The sequence below is a fragment of the Pseudomonas sp. M5 genome (assembly GCF_016907075.1).
GTDB lineage: Bacteria > Pseudomonadota > Gammaproteobacteria > Pseudomonadales > Pseudomonadaceae > Aquipseudomonas > Aquipseudomonas putida_E.
Genome location: NZ_JAFBBH010000001.1, coordinates 1,243,043 through 1,265,526 on the forward strand (window position 1 = coordinate 1,243,043; position 22,484 = coordinate 1,265,526).

23 protein-coding genes are annotated in these 22,484 nt (G+C 63.7%); 14 read left to right on the forward strand and 9 right to left on the reverse strand.

Annotation, left to right across the window (positions count from 1 at the left end; genetic code table 11):
* Positions 1 to 37: 37 nt before the first annotated feature.
* On the forward strand, positions 38 to 2,191 hold the full coding sequence (locus JOE27_RS05710; protein WP_204918192.1) for a TonB-dependent receptor: 2,154 nt from the start codon (positions 38 to 40) through the stop codon (positions 2,189 to 2,191).
* 119 nt (positions 2,192 to 2,310) lie between these two features.
* Positions 2,311 to 2,802, forward strand: a complete 492-nt coding sequence (locus tag JOE27_RS05715; protein ID WP_115274552.1) for a DUF1543 domain-containing protein — start codon at positions 2,311 to 2,313, stop codon at positions 2,800 to 2,802.
* A gap of 45 nt (positions 2,803 to 2,847) precedes the next feature.
* On the opposite strand, the gene nikR is transcribed toward JOE27_RS05715, so the two are convergent.
* The gene (gene nikR, locus JOE27_RS05720) at positions 2,848 to 3,264 is read right to left on the reverse strand and encodes a nickel-responsive transcriptional regulator NikR (protein ID WP_115274551.1); all 417 of its coding nucleotides are present in this window, start codon (positions 3,262 to 3,264) and stop codon (positions 2,848 to 2,850) included.
* Positions 3,265 to 3,351: 87 nt separating this feature from the next.
* Between nikR and nikA the strand changes: the two genes are divergently transcribed.
* The 10 genes from nikA to JOE27_RS05770 all read left to right on the forward strand — a co-directional run bounded on the left by nikA (position 3,352) and on the right by JOE27_RS05770 (position 13,803).
* Positions 3,352 to 4,926 carry a nickel ABC transporter substrate-binding protein gene (gene nikA, locus JOE27_RS05725; RefSeq protein WP_115274550.1) on the forward strand — a complete coding sequence of 525 codons (1,575 nt, stop codon included), beginning with the start codon at positions 3,352 to 3,354 and terminating at the stop codon, positions 4,924 to 4,926.
* Between the two features lies 1 nt (position 4,927).
* Positions 4,928 to 5,869 (forward strand): nickel ABC transporter permease subunit NikB, encoded by a 942-nt coding sequence (gene nikB, locus JOE27_RS05730; protein WP_046785844.1) that lies wholly within the window; start codon positions 4,928 to 4,930, stop codon positions 5,867 to 5,869.
* Positions 5,866 to 6,711 (forward strand): nickel ABC transporter permease subunit NikC, encoded by an 846-nt coding sequence (gene nikC / locus JOE27_RS05735; RefSeq protein WP_115274549.1) that lies wholly within the window; start codon positions 5,866 to 5,868, stop codon positions 6,709 to 6,711. Before nikB ends, nikC begins: the two co-directional genes overlap by 4 nt.
* Positions 6,712 to 7,482, forward strand: a complete 771-nt coding sequence (gene nikD / locus JOE27_RS05740; protein ID WP_115274548.1) for a nickel import ATP-binding protein NikD — start codon at positions 6,712 to 6,714, stop codon at positions 7,480 to 7,482.
* Entirely contained in the window at positions 7,479 to 8,300 is an 822-nt protein-coding gene (gene nikE / locus JOE27_RS05745; protein ID WP_115274547.1) for a nickel import ATP-binding protein NikE, read from the forward strand. The genes nikD and nikE overlap by 4 nt, the downstream gene beginning before the upstream one ends.
* A 188-nt stretch (positions 8,301 to 8,488) precedes the next feature.
* Positions 8,489 to 9,535 carry a diguanylate cyclase gene (locus tag JOE27_RS05750; protein ID WP_115275522.1) on the forward strand — a complete coding sequence of 349 codons (1,047 nt, stop codon included), beginning with the start codon at positions 8,489 to 8,491 and terminating at the stop codon, positions 9,533 to 9,535.
* Positions 9,536 to 9,850: 315 nt separating this feature from the next.
* A complete protein-coding gene (locus JOE27_RS05755; RefSeq protein ID WP_012314860.1) occupies positions 9,851 to 11,260 on the forward strand; it encodes a circularly permuted type 2 ATP-grasp protein in 1,410 nt (469 codons plus the stop codon).
* A 3-nt stretch (positions 11,261 to 11,263) separates the two neighbouring features.
* Positions 11,264 to 12,214 (forward strand): alpha-E domain-containing protein, encoded by a 951-nt coding sequence (locus JOE27_RS05760; RefSeq protein ID WP_161871187.1) that lies wholly within the window; start codon positions 11,264 to 11,266, stop codon positions 12,212 to 12,214.
* Positions 12,211 to 12,990 carry a transglutaminase family protein gene (locus JOE27_RS05765; RefSeq protein ID WP_115274545.1) on the forward strand — a complete coding sequence of 260 codons (780 nt, stop codon included), beginning with the start codon at positions 12,211 to 12,213 and terminating at the stop codon, positions 12,988 to 12,990. The genes JOE27_RS05760 and JOE27_RS05765 overlap by 4 nt, the downstream gene beginning before the upstream one ends.
* 78 nt (positions 12,991 to 13,068) lie before the next feature.
* Positions 13,069 to 13,803: a peptidase gene (locus tag JOE27_RS05770; protein WP_115274544.1), complete on the forward strand. Its 735-nt coding sequence runs from the start codon at positions 13,069 to 13,071 to the stop codon at positions 13,801 to 13,803.
* A gap of 18 nt (positions 13,804 to 13,821) precedes the next feature.
* Here JOE27_RS05770 and JOE27_RS05775 read toward each other — a convergent pair whose 3' ends face one another.
* Entirely contained in the window at positions 13,822 to 14,382 is a 561-nt protein-coding gene (locus tag JOE27_RS05775) for a hypothetical protein (RefSeq protein WP_046785837.1), read from the reverse strand.
* A gap of 114 nt (positions 14,383 to 14,496) precedes the next feature.
* On the opposite strand from JOE27_RS05775, the gene JOE27_RS05780 reads away from it, so the two are divergent.
* Positions 14,497 to 14,805 carry a hypothetical protein gene (locus JOE27_RS05780; protein WP_115274543.1) on the forward strand — a complete coding sequence of 103 codons (309 nt, stop codon included), beginning with the start codon at positions 14,497 to 14,499 and terminating at the stop codon, positions 14,803 to 14,805.
* A gap of 48 nt (positions 14,806 to 14,853) precedes the next feature.
* Positions 14,854 to 16,080 (forward strand): chromate efflux transporter, encoded by a 1,227-nt coding sequence (gene chrA / locus JOE27_RS05785; protein WP_204918194.1) that lies wholly within the window; start codon positions 14,854 to 14,856, stop codon positions 16,078 to 16,080.
* Here the strand turns inward: chrA and JOE27_RS05790 are convergent.
* Genes JOE27_RS05790 through JOE27_RS05820 form a run of 7 tightly spaced genes read right to left on the reverse strand, consistent with a single transcriptional unit; the run spans position 16,055 to position 22,331 of the window.
* On the reverse strand, positions 16,055 to 17,419 hold the full coding sequence (locus tag JOE27_RS05790) for an ATP-binding protein (RefSeq protein WP_046785835.1): 1,365 nt from the start codon (positions 17,417 to 17,419) through the stop codon (positions 16,055 to 16,057). The two genes, chrA and JOE27_RS05790, sit on opposite strands and share 26 nt — an antisense overlap.
* Entirely contained in the window at positions 17,416 to 18,078 is a 663-nt protein-coding gene (locus tag JOE27_RS05795; RefSeq protein ID WP_174141884.1) for a response regulator, read from the reverse strand. Before JOE27_RS05795 ends, JOE27_RS05790 begins: the two co-directional genes overlap by 4 nt.
* 2 nt (positions 18,079 to 18,080) lie before the next feature.
* On the reverse strand, positions 18,081 to 18,722 hold the full coding sequence (locus JOE27_RS05800; protein WP_204918196.1) for a hypothetical protein: 642 nt from the start codon (positions 18,720 to 18,722) through the stop codon (positions 18,081 to 18,083).
* Positions 18,719 to 19,525 carry an SDR family oxidoreductase gene (locus JOE27_RS05805; protein ID WP_119687198.1) on the reverse strand — a complete coding sequence of 269 codons (807 nt, stop codon included), beginning with the start codon at positions 19,523 to 19,525 and terminating at the stop codon, positions 18,719 to 18,721. Before JOE27_RS05805 ends, JOE27_RS05800 begins: the two co-directional genes overlap by 4 nt.
* The gene (locus JOE27_RS05810) at positions 19,512 to 20,192 is read right to left on the reverse strand and encodes an iron-containing redox enzyme family protein (protein ID WP_204918198.1); all 681 of its coding nucleotides are present in this window, start codon (positions 20,190 to 20,192) and stop codon (positions 19,512 to 19,514) included. The genes JOE27_RS05805 and JOE27_RS05810 overlap by 14 nt, the downstream gene beginning before the upstream one ends.
* An 8-nt stretch (positions 20,193 to 20,200) precedes the next feature.
* Complete coding sequence (locus tag JOE27_RS05815) at positions 20,201 to 21,664, reverse strand: AMP-binding protein (protein WP_204918200.1); 1,464 nt, start codon at positions 21,662 to 21,664, stop codon at positions 20,201 to 20,203.
* Entirely contained in the window at positions 21,654 to 22,331 is a 678-nt protein-coding gene (locus JOE27_RS05820; RefSeq protein ID WP_204918202.1) for a thermostable hemolysin, read from the reverse strand. The genes JOE27_RS05815 and JOE27_RS05820 overlap by 11 nt, the downstream gene beginning before the upstream one ends.
* Between the last annotated feature and the right edge of the window lie 153 nt (positions 22,332 to 22,484).

The window sequence follows — 22,484 nt, forward strand, 5'->3', positions numbered from 1 at the left end:
CGGCGGGCGTTAATCTATTTCAGCCAGGAAGCCTTGCATGTTCCGCATGACCACTTTGGCGCTGCTCGTTGGCAGCGCAACCTGCGCGTGGGCGCAGGATCAAACCCTGACACTGCCTGCCAGCAACGTGACGGCCAGCGCCGACCAACCGAAACCGGCCACCGCCCTGAACCTTGATACCCCCATCGAAAGCGGCTCGCGCCTGAACCTCAGCGCCCGTGAAAACCCCGCTTCGGTCAGTGTGGCCGACCGCAAGACCATGGAGCGTATCGGCGCGCGCAACTTCCAGGACGCCGCCAACGCCCTGCCGGGGGTGAATGCGTCGGCGCCGCCCGGCTGGGGCGGTTATGTGGCGTACCGGGGTTTCAACGGTGCCCAGGTCAGCCAGCTGTTCAACGGCATCAACCTGCAGTACGGCGCAGCGGCACGCCCGGTCGGCGCCTGGATCTATGACCGCGTCGAACTGCTGGGTGGCCCGTCGTCGTTCCTCAACGGCAGTGGCGCCGTGGGCGGCAGCCTCAACGTGATCACCAAGTTGGCCAGCCGCGATGAGGACACCTTCGAAGGCCGGGTCAGCTATGGCCGCTACGACACCTGGGAAACCGCGGTAGGCTTCAACAAGGCGCTCAACAGTGGCGACGGCACACGCCACTATGCGCGGCTCGACTACAGCCGCACCCACACCAACGGCTATATCGACCGCCAAGAGAACGGTGCCGGCAACCTGGCCTTCTCGCTGCTCAGTGACATCAACGACCAGTTGTCGCACACCCTTGCACTTGAATACCTGGAAGAAAAGGAAGACAGCCCCTACTGGGGTACGCCAGTGTTGCAACCGCTGACAGGGACCTTGCACATTGACAAAGGCAACCGCTTCAACAACTACAACGTCGAAGACGGCCGCTACGAGCAGCGCACCCGCTGGCTGCGATCGATCACCGACTATCGTTTCGACGACACCACCCAGTTGCGCAATACGTTCTACCACTACGACGGCCAGCGCGATTACCGCAACCTCGAGGTGTACCGCTACAACGCCGACAACAGCGCCATTGCCCGCTCCGGGGGCTACCGCCAACGTCACGACCAGGAGGTCAATGGCAACCGCCTGGAGCTGACCCACCAAGGCCAACTGTTCGGCCTGGCCAGCGACTGGGCATTTGGCGTTGACTACAACCACAACCAGCAAACCAACTACCCGCTGTCCAAAGGGGCCTTCGACACCGTCAACCCGAACGGCTTCGAGCCCGGTGACTTCCTCGACATCCCCGGCATGGACGCACCGCGCAGCAAAGGCCGCAGCACGACCACCGACACCTCCTCGGGCTTCGTCGAGAACCGCACGCGCCTGACCGACCAGTTGTCGCTGATCACCGCCTTGCGCTACGACCACATCGACTTCGACGTTGTCGACCATGTCGCACGCTCGAAACTCGACCGGCGCTGGGACGCGGTCACTGGTCGCCTGGGCCTGGTCTACGACCTGACCCCGCACGTCAGCCTCTATACCCAGTACAGCACCTCGGCCGAACCACCAGGAGGCACGCTGACCAGTGCGTCGATCAGCCAGGTCGGTGACTTCGACCTGAGCACCGGCCGCCAGGTCGAGGTGGGCAGCAAGTTCGACTTCCTCGAAGGCCGCGGCTCGGCCACCGCAGCGGCCTATCGCATCGTGCGCAAGAACATCTCGGTGCCCTCTTCGACCGTGCCCAACACCACCGAGCAGGCAGGCCAGCAGACCTCCACCGGTATCGAGCTGGCGGCGTCGTTCAAGGTCACGCCCAAGCTGCTGGCGGCCGGTAACTTCAGTTGGGTGAATGCCGAGTACGACGAGTTCAACGAGACCATTGGCGGTGTGGTGTATTCGCGCAAGGGCAAGAACCCGGTGAACATCCCCGACCGCGTGGCCAACCTCTGGCTGACCTACGACCTGGCGCCGGGCTGGCAAGTGGGTGCCGACGCCCGCTACGTGGCCTCGGTGTACGCCAATACCGCCAACACCGCCTGGGTGCCGTCCTACACCCTATACGGGCTGTCCATGACCCACGACCTGGACAAGCATGTGCAGCTCAGCGCACGGTTGCGCAACCTCACCGACGAGGTTTACGCCCGCTTCATCCACCAGAGCAACACCCAGTACTACCTGGGTGAGCCGCGCAGCCTGGAAGTCGCTGTGCAGTGGCGTTACTGATGGGCCTGGCGTCGCATGCGGCGCCAGAGCCGCCAGGTAAAGGCGCCTAAAGAGACGGTGGTCGACAGACGCCATAACCCGCAGAATACGGCGTCTTGCGCCACCTGAAGGAATTGCTCATGCTGTACGTAGTCATGCTCGGTGGCCGCCACCCACGGGCCAGTATCGAGGTACACGACGTGCTGTTCGCACAGGCGGACTCACTGCAGCAGGCGTACCCGCAACTGCGCGAGGGCTGGTTCGGCAGCCGTGCAGGCCTGCACATCGACTCGTGGCTGGAGGTCGACGGTATCGATCGCTACCGTGTCGCGTTCAGCCAACTGGCGCCAGGGGCGGATGACCCGCGGCTGTTCTTCATCAACCTGGGCGGCTACGAGCCGCAGGTGTTTGGTGAGGCGCACCGCTACCTGCTGGTAGTGGCCAGGGACAAGGCCCAGGCCAAGCAACTGGGCAAGCAACGCATGCAGGCAGGCTGGCTCAAGCCGCATACCGATGCAGTGCTTGAGGTAGACGATTGCCTGCCTGTCGACCTGGTGGGCGGGCGTTATGTGCACTTGATCGAAGGTGCGCATGGCGGGCTGCGTCAATACAGCGACTACATCCTGCTCTGAGGCGCCGACTGCCTGTCATTGGCCCTGGGGCAACGATCCGGACCCTCAGCGCACCTTCGCATGCCCCGGCGCCGGCATCACCTGCACCTGGCCATGCTCCACCCCACGCTCGACCATCAATTGGCGAGACAACTCGCCAATGCGGCCGCTTTCGCCCTGCAGCACCGAGACCTCCAGGCAGTGGCCGGCGTCCAGGTGCACGTGCAGGGTGGACCGGGTCAGATCGTGGTGGGCATGCAGGGTCTGGTTGAGCCGCCTGGGCAGTTCGCGGGTGCTGTGGTCGTACAGGTAGCTGACCACGGCCACGCAGGCGGCATCGTCCGGCAATGCTTCAGACTCGCGCATGCCTGCACGCAGCAGGTCGCGAATGGCCTCCGAACGGCCCTGGTAGCCTTGGCTCGCCACCCGCCGATCGATGACGTCGAGCAGCTCTTCATCCAGCGTGATGGTGATTCGTTGCATTCTGTAACTTCCGGTAAGATGATTTCACGTAGACATCATACCCACCGCGCTTTAGCCTACGGCCTCCGTGAAAGTGGGGAACGCAGTGTGAAGCAGCAGCCAGGTAAACGAAAGCCCGCCCTATGGGGCATCCTTTTACTAGCTGCGTGCACTGTTGCACCGGCCAGCAGCGCCGCCGAGCAAGGGCCAAGGCTGGTGTACTCATGGCCTGTGAATGCCGGGCCGCTCGACCCGCGTGGCTACTCCCCGAACCAGATGTACGCCCAGGCCATGGTCTATGAACCCCTGGTGCGCTATACCGCTGCGGGTACGCTGGAGCCTTGGCTGGCTGAGGCCTGGCAGGTTTCCGATGACGGCAAGACCTACACGTTCACGCTTCGTGACGGCGTGCGCTTCAGTGATGGCACACCGTTCGACGCGCCTGCGGCCAAAGCCAACCTCGATGCAGTGCTGGCCAACGCTCAGCGCCACCGCTGGATGGAGCTGGTGACCACCCTGGACCACGTTGAAGCACCTGAACGCCTGACCCTGCGCCTGGTCCTCAAGCACCCCTACTACCCGACGCTGATGGAACTGGCCCAGGTTCGTCCCTTACGCTTTGCCTCGCCTCAGGCTAAACCCGGCCAACCCGCCGGTACCGGCCCGTGGATGCGCGCCGAATCGCGCCTGGGCGAATACGACCGCTTCGTGCGCAACCCTCATTACTGGGGGCCAAAGCCGGCCTACGGCGAGGTCATGGTCAAGGTCATCCCAGACCCCAACAGCCGCGCACTGGCCCTGCAGGCCGGCGAAGTCGAGCTGATCCAGGGCGCCGCCGGCGAAATCACGGCCGGCACGTTCGTACGCCTGCGTGACCAGGGCTTTGCCACCGCACTGTCGGCACCGCTGGCCACCCGCACCCTGGCGATGAACACCGGCCGTGGCGCTACCCGTGATCTGGCGGTACGCCAGGCGATCAACGAGGCGGTGGACAAGCAAGCCATCATCGACAAGATCCTCTACGGCCTTGAGCCCCGCGCAGACACCCTGTTCGCCAGCAACATGCCCTACGCCGATATCGGCCTCAAGCCCTACCCGTATGACCCTGCGCTCGCCGCCCGCAGCCTCGAAGCTGCCGGGTGGGCGCTGGCGCCAGGCGCTTCAGTGCGCAGCAAAGGCGGCCAACCATTGGCCATCGAGCTGGTGTTCCTCGGCACCAGCGCCTTGCAGAAGAGCCTGGCCGAAGTGCTGCAGGGCGAGCTGGCGAAAATCGGCATCCGCATCGACCTGCGTGCGGTTGAGGAAGGGGCGCTGGTGCGGCGCCAGCGCGACGGCGACTTCGGCATGATCTTCGCTGACACCTGGGGTGCGCCCTACGACCCGCATTCGTTCGTCAGTTCCATGCGCTACGCCGGCCATGCCGACTACATGGCTCAGCGTGGGTTGGCAATCAAGGACGAACTGGACAAGCGCATAGGCCAGGTGCTGTCCAGCACGGATGAGCAGCAGCGTGCCGAGCAGTACCGCTTCATCCTCACCACCCTGCACGAACAGGCCGTCTACCTGCCCATCTCGCATCTCACGGCCATCAGCGTGCGCCGAGACTCGGTGGCCAAGGTCCAGTTCGGCAGCACGTTGTTCGATGTGCCGTTCGAAACCATGACACCCAAACAGGAAGACTGACATGTTGCGCTACATCCTGTTGCGCCTGGCGCTGCTTGTACCGGTCATGCTTGGCGTTTCGTTGCTGGTGTTCGTGCTGCTGCACCTGGGCAGCACCGACCCGGCGCTGGACTACCTCCGGCTTTCGCACATCCCACCGACCGACGCAGCCATCGCCGAGGTGCGCCATACCCTGGGGCTGGATCGCCCGCTGTATGCGCAATACCTGAGTTGGCTGTGGAACGCCGTGCATCTGGACTTCGGCATCTCCTATATCACCGGCCGCCCAGTGCTTGATGATCTGCTCTACTACCTGCCCGCCACCCTGCAACTCGGCGGCCTGGCGTTGGCCTGCACGCTGCTGCTGTCGATCCCCTTGGGGCTGTTGGCGGCCCGCTGGCAAGGGCGCTGGCCCGACCACGCCGTGCGGGCAGTGACGTTCCTGGGGGTGTCCATGCCCAATTTCTGGCTGGCGTTTCTGCTGATCGCGCTGTTTTCCCTGTGGCTGGGCTGGCTGCCGCCGCTGGGGCGTGGAGGGGCCGGGCACCTGGTTATGCCGGTGCTGGCCATCGCCCTGATGTCGATGTCGATCAACGCCCGCCTGCTGCGTGCCAGCCTGCTGGAAGCCGGCGGGCAGCGCCACGTCACCTATGCCCGTGCCCGCGGCCTGCCCGAACGGCACGTCTGGCGCGACCATATCCTGCGCAATGCCTGGTTGCCGCTGGTGACGGCCACCGGCATGCACATCGGCGAACTGATCGGTGGCGCACTGGTGATCGAGACCATCTTCGCCTGGCCCGGCGTTGGCCGTTTTGCGGTGTCTGCAGTGCTGAACCGCGACTTCCCGGTGATGCAGTGCTTCACCCTGCTACTGACCGGTCTGCTGATGGTCTGCAACCTGATCGTCGATGTCTGCTACGCCTGGCTTGATCCTCGCAGCCGGCTGGAAGGGGTGAACGCATGAGTGTGCAGTCTGCCCTGCCGCAGCCATTGCTGCTGCGCCGCCCCAGCCTGATGATCGGCCTGGCCCTGGTCGGCCTGCTGGCATCGCTGGCGCTGTTCGGCCATTGGATTGCCCCGCATGACCCCGACCTGGTCGACCTCGGCCAGCGCCTGCAGGCGCCCGACGCCAGCCACTGGCTGGGCACCGACCACCTCGGGCGCGACCTGCTTTCGCGGCTGATCGTCGGCACGCGCCTGTCCTTGGGCAGCGTGATGCTGACCCTGGCGCTGGTGCTGGCGCTTGGGCTCGCGGTCGGCGGCGTGGCCGGGTTCGTCGGCGGGCGCACCGACCTGTTGCTGATGCGCCTGTGCGACATGTTCATGACCTTCCCCACGCTGGTACTGGCATTCTTCTTCGTCACCTTGCTGGGCACCGGCCTTAGCAACGTGATCATCGCCATCGCCCTGTCCCACTGGGCCTGGTATGCGCGCATGGTGCGCGGCATGGTGATTGCCCAGCGCGGCCGCGAATACGTGCTGGCTTCACGCCTGGCCGGCGCTTCACGCTGGGCGCGGCTGCGCCAGCATGTGCTGCCCAATATCGCCGGCCCATTGCTGGTGCTGGCGACCATGGATATCGGCCACATGATGCTGCACGTCTCCGGCCTGTCGTTCCTTGGCCTTGGGGTGGCGCCGCCCACCGCCGAATGGGGCGTGATGATCAACGACGCCAAGGAATTCATCTGGACGCACCCGCAACTGCTGCTGTTGCCAGGGCTGATGATCTTCTTCTCGGTGATGGCCTTCAACCTGCTGGGCGATGCGCTGCGCGACCGCCTCGACCCCACACAGGAGCGCCATTGAATGAACCCCTCAGTACTTGAAATCCGCGGCTTGCGCATCGAGGCTCAGGCCGGCGTGCTGGTGCACGGCGTTGACTTGCAACTGCGCCGCAGCGAAGTCTGCACGTTGGTCGGTGCCAGTGGCTCGGGCAAATCCCTCAGTTGCCTGGGTGTGCTCGACCTGCTGCCGCCAGGCCTTAACCGCACCCACGGGCAACTGCTGCTCGACGGCCAGCCGCTGGCTGCAAGCAGTGTCCGTGGCCGCCTGGCCAGCCTGGTACTGCAAAACCCGCGCAGCGCCTTCAACCCGGTGCGCAATATGGCCAGCCACGGCCTGGAGACGCTCAGGCAGCGCGGCGTCACCGGTGCAGCAGCCCGTGCGCGGATGGCCCACTGCCTGGATGCGGTGGGCCTGGCAGACCGTGAGCGGGTGCTGCAAGCGTTCGCCTTTCAGCTCAGCGGGGGCATGCTGCAACGGATGATGATCGCCCTGGCGCTCATGGCCGAAACCCCGTTCCTCTTGGCTGATGAACCCACAAGTGACCTCGATGCCCTGAGCCAGGCGCGTTTTCTCGACCTGCTGATGGAACTGGTGCAGGTGCATGGGCTGGGGGTGTTGCTGGTGACTCACGACATGGGCGTGGTGGCGCGCTGCGCAGACCAGGTCGCGGTGATGGAAGCCGGCCGCATCGTCGAATGCCAGCCGGTCCATGAGCTTTTCCAGAACCCTGCCAGCGCCGCTGCCCGCACCCTCCTCCACGCCCACCAGATACTCTGCCGGAGCCAACCATGAGCCTGCTGCACGTCCACAACGTTGGCCATCGCTATCGCACCGGGGGGCTGTTGCGCAAACGGGGCTGGCTGCAGGTGCTCGACAGTATCGACCTGCACCTGCACGCAGGTGAGTCCATCGGCCTGCTAGGCAGCAGTGGCAGCGGCAAAAGCACCCTGGCGCGGCTGCTGCTCGGGCTGGAAAAACCCACCCAAGGCCAGGTGAGCTTTGCCGGGCAGGATGTCAGCCAGCTAAGAGGTGAGCAGGCGCGCGACTTCCAGCGCACCGTGCAACTGGTGTTCCAGGACGCCCCCGGCGCCTTCAACCCCCAGCGCAGCATCGGCTGGAGCATCGCCGAGCCGTTGCGCCACCTCACCGACCTGGATGAAGCCGGCCGACAAGCTCGCACCCTTGAACTGCTGGAGGCAATGGGCCTGCGCGCCGAGCATGCCCAGCGCCTGCCGCAGCAGTTGAGTGGCGGCCAGTTGCAGCGTGCCAACATCGCCCGGGCGCTGGCCGTCTCGCCGCAACTGGTGGTGCTCGACGAAGCGTTGTCGAACCTGGATCGGGTATTGCAGTTACAGCTCCTGCAGCAGCTGGAGGCGTTACGCCAGCGCAGCGGCACCGCCTTCGTGCTGATCAGCCATGACCTGAGCCTGGTGCAGTACTTCTGCCAGCGGGTCGTGCTGCTGGACAACGGCTGCATCGTCGAGGATCGGCCCGTCACGCACTGCACTGGTTTCGAGCATCCAGTGGGAAAGCAGCTACAGTCTGCCATGTTGCCCATACGGCCCGACAAGAGGCAGGCAAGACAAGCGCTGCCAATGGGTGTGCACTGACACCAACAACAGAGGGCATCCCGCGTGAACGCCAGAACGCTTTTCCAGGGCGCAGGCAAAGTGCCACAATGCGCCACCGATCACGAATTGCGGCGAATGCCATGACAGAGCTCAATCCTGGCGATGAAATAGCGCACTGTGTAAGGACGGACCGCCTGCGCCAGCTGTTCGTCCAGTCGGCGCCCGCTGTGCTCGGCAGCTTCCTGGCTGCCGCAATGCTGTGCTGGTTGGGCTGGGAGCGTTTCGACCAGCAAAAAGTGGCCGCCTGGATGACGGTATTGAGCCTGTCGACGGCCCTGCGCACCGCCATGTTCGTCGCCTATCTGCGGGCACCGGCCAACCAGCGCACGGCCGAACGCTGGGAGTGGCGCTACTGGGCCACACTGGCGCTGTCGGCGGCAGTCTGGGGCTTGGGCGCACTGGCTGTGATGCCTGCCGACGACCTGCTGGGGCAGGCATTGATCATGCTGTTTGCCGTGGGCATGTCTGTCAGCGCAGTCTCGTGTTACTCCTCGTACCGCAACATGACCCTGGTATCGATCGCTTTGGTGCTGCTGCCCAGCACCGGCTGGCTGCTGCTGCAGCCATCCGCGCTGCAGCAGGGCATCGCTCTGGCGGTGCTGGTGTTCGCTTCGTTCGTCGTCAATGCGACGAACAGCCTGTCTTCAGCATTGGTGACCGCCTGGCGCCTGAAGCACGAAATGGAACGCGCACACCGGCTTGCCATCGTGGCCTCGTGCACGGACGAACTGACCGGTCTGAACAATCGCCGTGCCTTTTTTGACTGTGCCTTGGCGCAGCACACCTTGTGCAAGGAGGGGCAGACGTATGTAGCCGTGCTGATGCTGGACGTCGATCATTTCAAACAGATCAACGATACCGCCGGGCATGCGGCGGGCGACCAGGTGCTGCAACGGATCGGTGCAGCCATCAGCGCCAGCCTGCGTGACGACGACATCGCCGGCAGGCTGGGCGGCGAGGAGTTCGCCATCCTGCTGCCCGATACGCCTCTGGTCACTGCCAGCGAGATTGCCGAGCGCCTGCGGGCCCTGATCTCAATGCTGAACGTCGACACGCAATTCGCAGTTACCGCCAGCATAGGCCTGGCCTTCGCCAAAGCACCCGCCAGTGAACTCGATGCGTTGCTCAGCAGCGCCGACAAGGCCATGTACCGTGCCAAGGCATCGGGCCGTAACCGGGTGACGATCGTCGACCATGTGCATGCCGCTGCCTGATGGCACAGCTGGCCAGGGTCCTTACGTACTCATCGCTTGCCCTGATTTGGTTCGACTTTTTCACCAAGCCAAGTCCTGCACCCATTTGATGCAGTGAGCCCCTGCCTTCGCCGCGGCTGATCTACGCAAATCTCCGACAATTCGCCTGATTCCGTCGTTTTATTGATATCAAAAAGCGCTCTCTCGCTGTTTCAGAGCCATTTTTCTTCCTGCCCCTTGCGCCCTGCCCGTTCCGGCATTGTCATTGCAAAGCTCCAGTGGATCGCTTGGCAAGCGAGAAACGAAACTGCCGACGAGTCGTGGCAAGGAGTGGGTATGTCCCGGGCTTTTTTCAACGAAATGTATGAGGCAAACGGAAGTTGCCGCCCGCACTATCAGGAGTTCGCCCGCTGGCTGGCGAACACACCGCTGGAACTGTTGGAACAACGCCGGCACGAAGCCGACCTGCTGTTCCACCGGGCTGGTATCACCTTCACCCTGTACGGTGACCAGCAGGACACCGAGCGGCTGATCCCCTTCGACATCATCCCGCGCAGCATCCGCGCCAGCGAATGGCGCATTGTCGAACGCGGATGTATCCAGCGGGTTCAGGCGCTGAACCTGTTCCTCCAGGACATCTACCACGATCAGCGCATTCTCAAGGCAGGCATCATTCCGCCCGAGCAAGTGCTGGCCAACGAGGGTTACCAGGTCGCCATGCAAGGCCTGAACCTGCACCGGGGGCTGTACGCGCATATCGCCGGTGTCGACCTGGTACGCGACAGTGATGGTACGTATTACGTACTGGAAGACAACCTGCGCACGCCCAGCGGCGTCAGCTATATGCTCGAAGACCGCAAGATGATGATGCGCCTGTTCCCCGAACTGTTCGCCGCCCAGCGCATCGCCCCGATCGACCACTACCCCAACCTGCTGCTCGACACACTCAAGAGTGCCAGCCCGCTGGACAACCCGACCGCCGTGGTGCTTACCCCGGGGCGCTTCAACAGCGCCTACTTCGAGCATGCGTTCCTGGCGCGGGAGATGGGCATCGAGCTGGTCGAAGGCGCCGACCTGTTCGTGCGCAACGACCACCTCTACATGCGCACCACCGCAGGCCCGCAGCAAGTGGACGTGATCTACCGCCGCCTGGACGACGAATACCTCGACCCGCTGTCGTTCAACCCTGATTCGATGCTGGGGGTACCTGGGCTGATCTCGGTGTACCGGGCAGGCAACGTGGTGCTGGCCAACGCGGTGGGCACCGGCGTTGCCGACGACAAGTCGATCTACCCCTACGTTGACGAGATGATCCGCTTTTACCTGAGCGAGGAGCCGATCCTGAAGAACGTGCCCACCTGGCAATGCCGCAAGCCGCAGGACCTGTCCCACGTCCTGGCGCACCTGCCCGAGCTGGTGGTCAAGGAAACCCAAGGTTCCGGCGGCTACGGCATGCTGGTCGGCCCCGCCGCAACCGCTGCGCAGATCGAGGATTTCCGCGCCCGCATCAAGGCGCGCCCGCACGCCTACATCGCCCAGCCCACGCTATGCCTGTCCACCTGCCCGACCTTCGTTGAAAGCGGCATCGCGCCGCGCCACATCGACCTGCGCCCGTTTGTACTGTCAGGCAGCGAAACGCGCCTGGTGCCCGGCGGCCTGACCCGCGTTGCCCTGCAGGAAGGCTCGCTGGTGGTCAACTCGTCGCAGGGCGGCGGCACCAAGGACACCTGGGTGGTGGAGGACTGAGCCATGCTTTCGAGAACCGCTTCCGACCTGTACTGGATGTCCCGCTACCTGGAGCGCGCCGAAAACCTCGCGCGCATGCTCGAGGTCAGCTACTCGCTGTCGCTGATGCCGCAAGCCGGCCGCTCCGATGGCCACGCGGAGCTTGCCATGTCGCTGCTGGCCTCCGGTACGCTGGACGATTACATCCGCAAGCACTCCGAGCTGGACACCGAGCGCATGCTGCACTTCTTTGCGCTGGACGCGAACAACCCCAGCAGCATCTATTGCTGCCTGCAGGCTGCGCGCACCAACGCGCATGCAGTGCGTGGGCGAATAACCGCCGACATGTGGGAAAACATCAACGCCACCTGGATCGAAATGCGCAACATTGCCAGCAATGGCCTTGGGCGCTATGGCATCAGCCAGTTCTGCGACTGGGTCAAAGAACGATCCCACCTGTTCCGCGGCGCGACCTCCGGCACCATCATGCGCAACGATGCCTACAGTTTCATTCGCCTTGGGACCTTCCTGGAGCGGGCGGACAACACCCTGCGCCTGCTCGATGCCCGCTACGAAATGTTCGGGGAAACCTCCGAGGAAGTCAGCGACGACTCTGCAAGGGGTTACTACCAGTGGAGCGCCTTGTTGCGCGCACTGACCTCCTACGAAGCGTTCAACGAAATCTACCGCAATGCACCCAGCGCACGCCCGGTGTCGGAGCTGTTGCTGCTGCGCGTTGACGTGCCGCGTTCGCTGCATGCCTGCATCGACGAGCTCGACCAGATCCTCGCCGGCCTGCCTGGCACTACCGGCCGCCCTGCACAACGGATGGCTGCCGAACTCAATGCGCGACTGCGCTACACCGCCATCGACGAGATTCTCGAAGCCGGGCTGCACCTGTGGCTGACCGACTTCATCGGCCGCATCCACCAACTGGGCCAGACCGTCCACAATTCCTATCTGGAGGTCGTATGAAACTGTCCATCCGCCACGACACCACCTACAGCTATGCCAGTGACGTGTGCAACAGCATCCAGTTCCTGCGCCTGACACCGCGCAGCAGCGAGCGTCAGCGCATCCTCGAATGGCAACTGGACCTGCCCTGCAAGGTGAACAGCCAGATCGACCCGTATGGCAATATCCTGCACGTACTGACCCTGGAAAAACCCCATGGCCACCTCGCCCTTACCGCCAGTGGCCAGGTAGAAATCGACCCGGATTGCGAACACGAGGCCGGCGGCCAGTCGCCCCTGCCTTTCCTGCGCAGCAGCCACCTCACCCAGGCCAGTGACGCACTCAAGGCCTTCGCCGCCCAGCAGTGCGGCGAGCGCCGCGACCGGGGCGCGCTGACCGCACTTATGCAAGGCCTGGCCGACCATATGCCCTACAGCCCAGGTGCTACCTCCGTGGGCACCACCGCGAGTGAGTCATTTGCCGGCGGTGCCGGGGTGTGCCAGGACCATACCCACGCGTTCCTGGCCTGCGCCCGCAGCCTCGGCATCCCGGCACGCTACGTGTCGGGCTACCTGTGTACCGAAGACGAAACCCACCTGGCCAGCCACGCCTGGGCCGAAGCCTGGATCGATGAAGCCTGGTACAGCTTCGACGTCACCAACCGCCTCACCCGGCCCGAACGGCATCTGAAGCTGGCGGTAGGCCTGGATTACCTCGACGCCTGCCCGGTCCGGGGCGTGCGCCGCGGTGGCGGCGTCGAATCCATGCAGGCAAGCGTCCACGTACACCGCCAGTAATCACCTGGCGCAACTCAAGCGGGCCCCGTCGTGCCATGCGCGGCGGGGCCGCTCCATTCCAGGAACAAGGTAGACAGCATGACCTACTGCGTCGCTATGCACTTGGCGGACGGGCTGGTATTCATCTGCGACTCACGCACCAATGCCGGTATCGACCAGATATCCACGTTTCGCAAGCTGTTCGTTTTCAGCGTGCCGGGGGACCGGCTGATCGTCCTGCAGACCGCCGGCAACCTAGCCACCTCGCAATCGGTGGTCAACCTGCTTGAACAACGCAGCCGAGGCACCGGCACCCACCTGCTGAACGTCGGCACGCTCTACGATGCAACGGTGCTGGTGGCCGAAACCCTTCGCGAAGTCATTACCCGTGACCGCAGCAAGCTGACGGCCCAGATCGACCTGAGCGCTTCGTTCACGGTGGGCGGCCAGATCGCGGGCAGCGCCATGGGCATCTACAACGTCTACGCCCAAGGCAACTTCTTCCAGGCAACGCCAGACACACCCTTCCTGCAGCTGGGCGAGAGCAAGTACGGCAGGCCGATTCTCGACCGCAACCTCACCTACGACACCCCCTTGGACGAAGCACTGCGCTGCGGTTTGATCTCATTCGACTCCACCATCCGCAGCAACCTGTCGGTCGGGATGCCACTGGACCTGTTGGTGTATGGCAAGGACAGCCTACAGGCCAGAGAGCCGGTGCGCATCCATCAAGACGACCCCTACTACAGCCACATCCGCAAACAATGGAGCGACGGTTTGAAAAGCCTGCTGGGCGAGCTGACGCCGCCACCGCCGGGGTTCATGGCCGAATGAGCCGGGGCCTTCCCTCGGTCACGCCAGTAGCGATATCACCAGGTCCGCAATATTGATAGGCACGAATGCCACGGTCAGCAGGGCATAGGCCTTGCGCGAGCGGGCTGCAAACACACACAGCGGGATCACGATCATGATCACGTCAAAGGCACCCCAAAGCGCCATGGGCGAAACGCCGAACAACAGAACGTTGACGATGAAGCCAAGCAGGTAATAGCCCGACAGAAACAGCAGCGCGTATCGGCCATCCTGCTCGAAATACACGCGAAGCCCTTCGAGCTCGTCCTCGCTCCGGCTGGGCAACATCAGCGCCGAGGAAACGAACAGCGAAAGCGCCAGCAGCACCAGCAGCAAAAATTCCTGGAACGAGAAGGTCGCCCTTATTTGCGGCAGCGTATTGACCGCCCACCAGAAATCCATCTGTGTGGTGAAGAGCATGACCGCCCAGACCAGGGCAACCCAATCGGGGGCAGCGCTGCGGCGAATGCGGAAGACGGTCAGCGCGCCCAGAAGCAGGCGGGTGACGGATAAACCCAATATCATCGATAAGACAGTGGCGACGATTGGGAAATTGCTCATGCTACCTCCTGTAAGCCATTGCTCTGGCAAGCGTAGCCGGGCAGCAGCGATTCTCGAAAAATACCTGCCTGACCGGCTATTCTCTTCTCTGCCCTATCGACCGAGGTCACCGTCATGAAGCGCAACTACCTGGCTGGTGCTGTGCTGTTGTTGTTCGCCACAGCGGCCAGCTCAGCAGATCAGGGTGCCAACGCCGCGGCGGTGCCCGGCACTGCCAAGGCCCGCAATGCCTGCCTGGACGAGGTCGCGAAAATAACCGGCATGGCACGCAACACGCTATCGGTGATCGAAGTGCTGACCAGCGAAGCGGGCATCGGCGTGAATATCCAGGTACCCGGCGCGCAAGCGCCATGGTCATGCCTGGCCGATGCCAATGGCAAGGTACAAGGCGCCAGTTACACCGGGTCGGAAGGCAAGCTCTGATCTGCGTACCCTCTTGCACCTCAACGGCAATACTTCAAGGAGCCTGCATTGTCAGAACGCAGTAACAGCGCCGTGACCTCTTGCGACTCTGCCTGGTCGGTATTTCTGGTGTTCTTGCGCCTGGGGCTGACCTCTTTCGGTGGCCCCATTGCGCACCTGGGCTACTTTCGCGAAGCGTTGGTAACCCGCCGCCAATGGCTCAGTGAACGCAGTTATGCCGAGCTGGTCGCCCTGTGCCAGCTGCTTCCCGGGCCGGCGAGCAGCCAGGTAGGCATAGGCCTGGGCCTCTCACGCGCTGGTTTAGCGGGCGCTGTGGCAGCGTGGGCAGGCTTCACATTGCCATCGGCCATCATCCTGGTTCTGTTTGCTCAGGGCATCTCGGCATGGGGAGGTACCGTCCCTGGTGGTTTGCTGCACGGCCTGAAGATCGTCGCGGTCGCTGTTGTCGCCCAGGCAGTGTGGGGCATGGCACGCAGCCTTTGCACCGATGTTCCGCGCGTGACCATCGCCTTGTTCGCCGCCTGCGCTGCGCTTGTGTGGCCCAATGCAATGGGACAGATAGGCGTGATTTTGTGTTCCGCCGTCGCAGGCTTGCTGCTGTTCAAGTCCACCCCGCCTCCAGCAGGGGAGAAGCTGCCGTTTTCAGTCAGCCGTAAAACCGGCCTGATCGCGCTGACACTGTTCTTTGGTCTGTTGCTCGGCCTGCCGCTGATGGCCCACTTCTGGCCGTCGCAGGCCATGGCGATGGTGAACGCCTTCTACAGTGCAGGCTCACTGGTCTTCGGGGGCGGGCATGTGGTTCTGCCGCTGCTGCAGTCGGCGACAGTACCCAATGGCTGGGTCGCCAATGACACCTTCCTGGCGGGTTATGGTTTGGCGCAGGCCGTACCCGGCCCCCTCTTCACGTTTGCAGCATTTTTGGGGGCGTCCATGAGCGTGCAGCCATCCGGCTGGGTGGGCGCGACTGTCTGCATTCTCGCCATTTTCACCCCCTCCTTCCTGCTGGTGCTCGGCGTATTGCCCTTTTGGCAAAAACTGCGGCGCAGCGCTCGTAGCCAGGCCGCGCTGGGTGGTGTAAACGCAGGCGTAGTGGGGCTGCTGTTAGCCGCCTTGTACCACCCGGTCTGGACGAGCGCCATCGCCAAACCGTCGGACTTCGCTTTTGCGCTGACCGCCCTCGTGGCCCTGATGTTCTGGAAGATGCCTCCCTGGCTGGTTGTGCTGGGTTGCGGCCTCTTCGGCTGGCTGCTTACTGCAACGCAAACGTCAGGGTAGCTGCCAGCCCGCCACTGGCCCTGTTTTCAAGGCGTACCTGCCCGCCCATGCGCTCGACGATGGTAGCCACGATCGAGAGGCCAAGCCCTGCTCCATTGGGGCTGTTGCGGCTATAGAAGCGCTCGAACACCCGCCCAAGATTCGCCTCGTCGATACCCGGCCCTTCATCTTCGACAACCAGTTCGAAGCGATTGGCCAGGCGCCTGAGTGATACGGTGATGCGCCCGCCCGGCGGTGAGTGCTCCACTGCATTGGAAACCAGGTTCTGCAAGGCGATGCCCAGCGCACCGGCATCGATCATCAGGCCATGGTCACCTTCACTGATATCCAGCGAAGGCTCCAGGCCGCGATCCAGTATCCAGGGCGTAAGATCCGCCAGCACATCGGTGACCACTTCACCCAAGTCGACAAGGGTGGTGGGACGCTGACCGAGGCGCGGCTCGACGCGGGCGAGGGTCAGCAACTGGTTGACCACCCGGGTCAACCGGTCCACGCCGCCAATCAGAAAGCCCAGGGCTTTCTGGCGCTCGGCATCGGTACTGGCGGCCTGGGCGTTTTGCGCATGCAGGCGCAGGATCGCCAGCGGCGTGCGCATCTCATGGGCGGCGTCGGCAATGAACCGATGTTCACGCCGCAGCAGGTCCTCGATCTGCGCCAGCAGGCGGTTGATGGCCGCCTGCATGGGCTCGAGCTCGGTCGGCAACGGCACCAGCTGCAGCGGTTCGAGGGAGTCGGCATGGCGCGCACGAATCACATCGGCCATGTTCTGCAACGGGCGCAATCCCCAGCCGATGGCCGCCCAGACCAGCAGCGCCAGGCCCAGGCTGCCGAGCAGAAACGGGAACAGGGTATGGCGTACGATGCGGTCGATCAGGTCGTAGCGCACATCGTCGCGCTCACCCACCCAGATCACCCACTGCTTTTCGGGCACCGGTAGAACGAAGCCGCGCCATTGCTCGCCGCCGCTGGCGAAATCATAAAAGCCCGGGGCCGTGGGCGGTGGGTCGAGTGTCGGCGCACTGGGCGTATGCACCAGCAACCGTGCTCCGTCACCCCATACCTGGAACGCCAGCTTGCTTTCATAGGGGTGGCCCACGCGATGGCGCCCGGCCTTGCCCAGCGCCTCGTTGAACGCCCGATAAAGCTTTTCGCGGTTGCCATCCTGCACGGGCAGGTTCATCACGCCCTGCAACAGCCGGGCATTCTGAGCCATGTGGGCATCGTAGACTTCGTTGATCTCGCGCCGGCTGTCGTGATAGTTGTACAGCGCCAACAAGCCGGTGCCGAGCAGCATCAGCGCCATCACCCGCCACAGCGTACGCTGGCGCAGTGAGCTCATAGCTTGCCCTCGACCAGATAACCGATACCGCGCACCGTGCGGATCAGGCCGTTGAACAGCTTCTTGCGCAAGTGATAGATATTCACTTCCAGCGTGTTGCTCTCAGGCTCCTCGTCCCAGCCATACAGCAGTTGGGTCAGCCGCTCACGGGTGAATACCTTGCCCGGTTGCGCCAGCAACTCGTGCAGCAGCCGGTACTCCTTGGGCGTCAGTACCACGGGCACACCGTTGTAGTGCACCTGCTGAGTGGCAGGGTCAAGGCTTACGCCTGCGTGCTCGATGAGCACCTTGGCCCGCCCGGCGCTGCGCCTGAGCAAGGCGCGCAGGCGGGCCTTGAGCTCGTTGAGGTCGAAGGGTTTGACCAGGTAGTCGTCGGCACCGGCATCCAGGCCAGTGATACGGTCCTCGGTTGCATCGCGCGCGGTAAGGATCAGAACCGGTAGGCTGTCGCCCCCCGCCCTTACCCGTCGCAGCAGCTCGATGCCACCCAACCGCGGCAGCCCGAGGTCGAGGATCACCAGGTCGAACATTTCGTGTTGCAGGGCATGCAGCCCGCTCAGGCCATCGCGCAACCAGTCGAGGGTATAGCCCTCCTGGCGCAACCCGTCACAGATCCCCTCACCCAGAGCGGTATCATCCTCAACCAGTAGCAGCCGCATGTTCAGTCCTGTTTGGCCTTGATGGCCTTGAGTAAAGCATCGATATCGCCACGCCGGCCCTGGTCGGCCAGCTCGCGCCCCGGGCGTGGTGGCGCCTGGCGGGCTTTTTCCAGTGCTGCTGCGGCCTGTGCGTAGCGTTTTTGGCGGAACAGATGATCGGCCCAGAAGTAATTGCTGTCGATACCATTGGGGTTGATTTGCAGCGCCTTGCGCAACAAGGTGTCGGCCTTGTCGCTGTCACCAAAACCGATAGGCCAGCCAGGCACCTGGTCATACAATGTACCCAGGCTGGTATACGCCGAGCCCTGCAGGGCATTGGGGTCGAGTTTGATCGCCTCTTCCAGGCTGGCCTTGGCCGACTTGACCTTGCCCAGCGCCCCCAGCCCGCCAGTGGCACCCGCCCAACTGCTGTTGATGATGCCCTCCCAGATCAAAGGTTCGGCCGAGCCCGGGTGCTGATGAACGAGTATGGAGGCGTCGGCTGCCAGTTTCTCGAACGCATCGGCGCGCTTGCCTTCAGGCGTCTGGTACTGAATCTGCGCCCAGCGCTGCTGCAGGTTGGCCAATTGTTGGCTACCCGCCTGGTCGAGCGCCCAGGTGAGCGGTGCGAACGCCAGCAGGCCTGCGATGAACAGACGTTTCATTTGATCGACTCCTTGGAATGGCTCGCGATATAACGATGGATCACCGGTAGTTGCTTGCGCAGCGCACGGTCGACCACGCCGGGCAACATGCCGTTGATGCGCACGAAGAGCTTTTCCGGCCAGCCCAGATAAAGCTCGTTGCGCTCTGACTGCACGGCCTTGAGCACAGCGCGGGCCACATCTGCCGGGTCGTCCATGCCGACCTTCAGCGCCTGGTTGAGCGCCGTGGCGGCGGTGCTGTTCATAGCGGTGCGGGTTGCCCGGGGTGCCGCGTACATGACATTCACCGAGGTATCGGCCAGCTCGCGGCGCAACGCCTCAGAAAAACCGCGCAGGGCAAACTTGCTGGCGCAGTAGGTGGCATAACCGGGGTAACCGATCGAGCCGTAGGTGGAGCCGACGTTGACCACCATCGCCCGGGGTTGTGCGCGCAGCAGCGGCAGGCACACACGCGTCAGTTGCACAGCGGCTTTGAGGTTGATGTCCAGCAGTTCGTCCAGCGCGTGCTCATCGATCTGCTCGAGCAGGGCAAAGCGGTTCACGCCCGCAGCATTGATCAAGACGTTGACCCCACCCATCTCCCTGGCACGGACAAGCACCTGCTCACGCCCCTCATGGCTGCGCAGGTCGGCCGACTGCCAAAGCAGCCTGCCCTGGTAACGGTTCATCAGGCCGGCGAGTTTGCCCATCTGCCGGCTCACCGCCAGTACCCGAGCACCGGCTGCGCACAACTGCTCGGCCAGTTCCAGGCCGATGCCGCCGCTGGCGCCGGTGAGTATCACCACACACTCAGGCAAGCGCATGACGCACCTCTTGCAGGCCCGCACGCGGCAGCTCCTGGAACATGTCGGTATACAGGCGGTAAACCACTTTGGCCGCATGAATCACAGCCCGCTGGTCATCCGCATCATCAAGGCGGTCCATCAGCCGCTTGTAGGTGACCATGTGGTCCTGGTCCAGCGCGCCATGGGAGCTGAGGTAGCTGAAGGCCCGGTCCGGCAGCGCCAAAGTGCTCTGGATCGTGCCGGCGGCCTGGGTGGCCAGGGCAATGCTGGTGCCTTCGAGCACGTTGACCATACCAAACAGCCCGACCGAGTTGCCCCGGGCGATCACGTCGTAAAGGTAGGCGACCATCAGCTCGATCGGCAGTGCCGGCCGACCGTCACGCACCGCTTCCCAGTCGCCACCGCAGGCATTGATGTCATTAAGGATCCACTGCTCGTGGCCGTACTCTTCCTCGATGTATTCGCACACCGCGCCGCGCAGCCATTCCAAGCGCGAAGGCAGGCGCGCGCCGCACGCCATCATCAGCGGCACGGTATGGCGCACATGGTGGTAGGCCTGGGTCAGGAAGGCCACATAGCTGTCGAGGCTGACGTGCCCCGCCAACGCATCACGTATGACCGGCACGGCGAACAGGGCCTGACGCTCCTGGGTGGTTTGCAGTTGCAGCGTGTCGAAAAAAGACATGGCGGACCTCACAACGGGATATCGGATAACTGGGAGTGGTAACGCCGCAGGATGGCCTCGCGTCGCGGGCGGCCATTGGCGGTCAGTGTGTCGTCGGTACTGGACAGTGGGCACGGCAGGCGACGCCAGGCATGGACCCGGGCGTAGTCGGGCAGCAAGGCATTGCACTGCTGCACGGCCTGTTCGATCAGTGTGTCGGGGGCAGCTGGGTCCAGCGGCCAGAGCAATGCCAGGTTCTTTGGCAGGGCCTCGCCATGCACGAACGCCTGGGCGATCACACCGCTCTGGGTCAGTTCGGCCTCCACCCATTCCGGGTTGACGTTGCGCCCGAAGCTGGTGATGAACTGGTGTTTCTTGCGGCCATCGAGGTACAGGTAGCCCTGCTCGTCGAAATGGCCGAGGTCGCCTGTGGCCCACCAGCTATCGAAGACGGGTGGCTCCTCCAGGTAGCCGAGCAACACCGAGCCCGCCACCAGCACCTCCCCGTCTTCGGCGATACGCACCTGCACATGGGGCAGCGGTTTGCCGACACTGCCCCGGCGGGTTGCGCCAGGCCGGTTCAAGGCCACCACCGATGCGCACTCGGACAAGCCATAGCCTTCGAACACCGGCAGGCCGATCGCTTCGGCGCGGGCCAACAGGCTGGGCGCCACCCGGGCACCACCGACGGCAACGAACCGCAGCGCCCCCACCCGCATCAGCCCGCGCTCGGTGGCAGTGATCAGCCCCATCAACAACTGCGGCACCAGAATCAGGCTCTGCGCGCCGCTAAGGGCGATCGCCCCCAGCAAGCGCTTGAAATCGACCTGGCTCGCACCGCCCATGCCCAGAAGCGCCTGGGGGTACAGCAGCACACTCGCCCCGGCCATCAGTGCGGCGTAGACACCGAGGTTTTCCAGCAGCACACCAAGCGGCAGCACCGCCAGGTAACGCTGAGGCTCACTGGGCCGGCTGGCCACCTCCAGTTCCCGGGCTACACGCAGCAGGGCTTCGGACGACAGGCACACGCCCTTGGGCTTGCCTGTGCTGCCGGAGGTGTAGGTGATCTTGGCGGTACCGACAGGCAGCGCCGCAGCGGGTTGTACCTCGCGAACCCAGAACGCCTCCTGCTGGGTGAATCCAAGCTCGGCGAGCGTACCGCGCCATTGCGGGTCGCATAGCACATGGCTGGCGCCGCTCTGCTCGATGCAATGGCTGAATTGAGCGGCACTGAAGAACGAGGGCACGATCACGCAGGGACGCTGGGAAAAAAGCGCCGCCAGATCCCAGAACAGCAACTGCGGGCCATTATCCAGGGCCAGTACCAGCGTGCCTGGCGAGCGGCTACGCAAGTTGTGCGTGCGCAACTGCACCTCTGCCAGTAATTGCCTGAAAGTGAAGCGCTCTGTCGCACCTTGTACGGCGATTGCGTCACCGTGATCGCTGGCAAGCCTGACCAGCAGCTGATGAAAGCGCTCCCGCTCATGCGGCATGGCCAGTCTCCTCAAAGGCCGTTGGCAACCCCAGGCGCTGGAAAACCCCGGCCTTGCTCAAGGCATCGAAGCCATGACCGATATTGCCGGCAAAGACTTGCGGGTGCTGAGCGTAGTAGGTCCCCCATTGGTCCACCTGCCCATTCAGCCGGGCCGGGTCGGCCGACGCCAGCACCGATGGCACCAACCCCAGGCGCTGAAAGCTGTTGATCAATGTCGTCGCGCCGGTGAACGCCACCCACCGCAAGCCGCGCATGGCCAGCAACCAGGTCACCGCTATGATCATGATTCGCGCGCTACCGGCACTGAGCGAAGCCAGGTTGCCGACTTCGACCATGCACGCGCGCTCAAGGGTGCAGCCCGCCACGCGTGAAACTGCAGCTTCCAGCGGCTCGTCCAGATAGTGCTCCAGAAACAGCGGCCCGCTGCTGGCCGGGCGCATGCCTGCGGCAGCCACCAGCCGACCCTGGCTGTCCTGCAGTGCCAGCAGTTCTGGAAGGTAATGGTGCACATCAGCGTGGTGCACGCTGGCAAAACACTGATGGATGAAGTGCTCAAGCTCATCGCGTCCTGGGTCCTTGGGCAAATGAAGCGACAAGTGAGCGTGATGGTCGACGTGGCTGCCGATAGGCAATGGGAGCAGGCTGCTCCACTGAGACTGGGTCATGAAACTCCCCCCGTTTGGGCTTGATGGGGTGAGTATCAGTGGTCAATCTGAAGGTAGTCTGAAGTGACGGATTCGACCTGCGTTGTTGGGCTGCTACGCAGCCATCGCCGGCAAGCCGGCTCCTACAGGGCCCGCGCAGTGATCTTTATCAAT